Below are 1,014 nucleotides of genomic sequence, written 5' to 3'. Positions count from 1 at the left end.
GCCAACGCCAATCTGAACTTCAACATCGATGTGCTCGGCATCGCCAACAAGATAGAGGCGTCGATCAAGACCGCCCAGAACCGCGAAGGCTTCGTCAAGAACCTGCGGGAATCGGCGTTCTACGCCGCCGGCGGCCAGTACAACGTCATGGTGATGAACCTCAGCCAGGGCTACGAGGACCACCTCAACGGCGTGAAGGCCTACGGTTCCGCCACCTACGACGGCGTCGTCTACGGCATCTGGGTCTTCGAGGACGGGACCTTCAAGAACGTCGGCGACGGCGGCTACATCAACTGGGCCTTCCGGGGCTGGTACGACCGCCCGAACAACGGCGGCTTGGTGGAGTTCCACCGCCCCTGAGCCCGTGCGGCCCAACTGACCGCCTCCACACGGTCGATCACGGTCCGCCGGAATGCCGGCGGACCGTCCCCGAACCGGGGCGCCCTCGATACTCCCCCCGGAGGGCGCCCCACCCTCGGCCGACTCCCGGCCTGCCCGCGGCGGAACCCGCCCGGCCGGACGACACGTTGGCCACCGCCACCGACCTCTGGGCGGAGCGGTACCGGCAGCTGCTCGGCGTGCTCGACGGGCGGCTGCCGATCCCTTCCCAGGTGCTGGCGCTCAGTCGAGTTTCGCTGCTCGGGCGGCGTCGCGGACGGCTTGGGCGACCACGCCCGCGACCTTCTCGTTGAAGACGCTGGGGATGATGTAGTTCGGGTTGACCTCGTCGTCCAGCACGACCTCGGCGAGCGCGCGGGCCGCAGCCAGCATCATCTCGGTGTTCACCGTACGCGACGCCGCATCCAGCAGACCGCGGAAGACGCCCGGGAAGACCAGAACGTTGTTGATCTGGTTGGGGAAGTCCGAACGACCGGTGGCCACCACCGCAGCGGTCTGCCGGGCGATCGCCGGGTCGACCTCCGGATCCGGGTTGGCGAGTGCGAACACGATCGCATCCTTCGCCATCCGCGCCACATCCTCACCGTCCAGGACATTGGGCGCCGAGACGCCGAT

2 protein-coding genes are annotated in these 1,014 nt (G+C 67.9%); one reads left to right on the top strand and one right to left on the bottom strand.

Features of this window, described 5'->3' with window-relative positions; translation table 11 throughout:
- Nucleotides 1-360, top strand: a 360-nt coding sequence (locus IEZ17_RS26525) for a stress protein (RefSeq protein ID WP_189304312.1), incomplete at its 5' end; no start/stop codon positions are given.
- A 261-nt stretch (nucleotides 361-621) separates the two neighbouring features.
- Here the strand turns inward: IEZ17_RS26525 and IEZ17_RS26520 are convergent.
- On the bottom strand, nucleotides 622-1,014 hold a 393-nt coding region (locus IEZ17_RS26520; RefSeq protein ID WP_308427704.1), incomplete at its 5' end, for a malic enzyme-like NAD(P)-binding protein.

The organism is Streptomyces albospinus, from assembly GCF_014648695.1.
GTDB classification, from domain to species: Bacteria; Actinomycetota; Actinomycetes; order Streptomycetales; family Streptomycetaceae; genus Streptomyces; species Streptomyces albospinus.
Note: the sequence above shows the minus strand (reverse complement) of the source record. Positions and strands in the feature narration are given on the sequence as shown.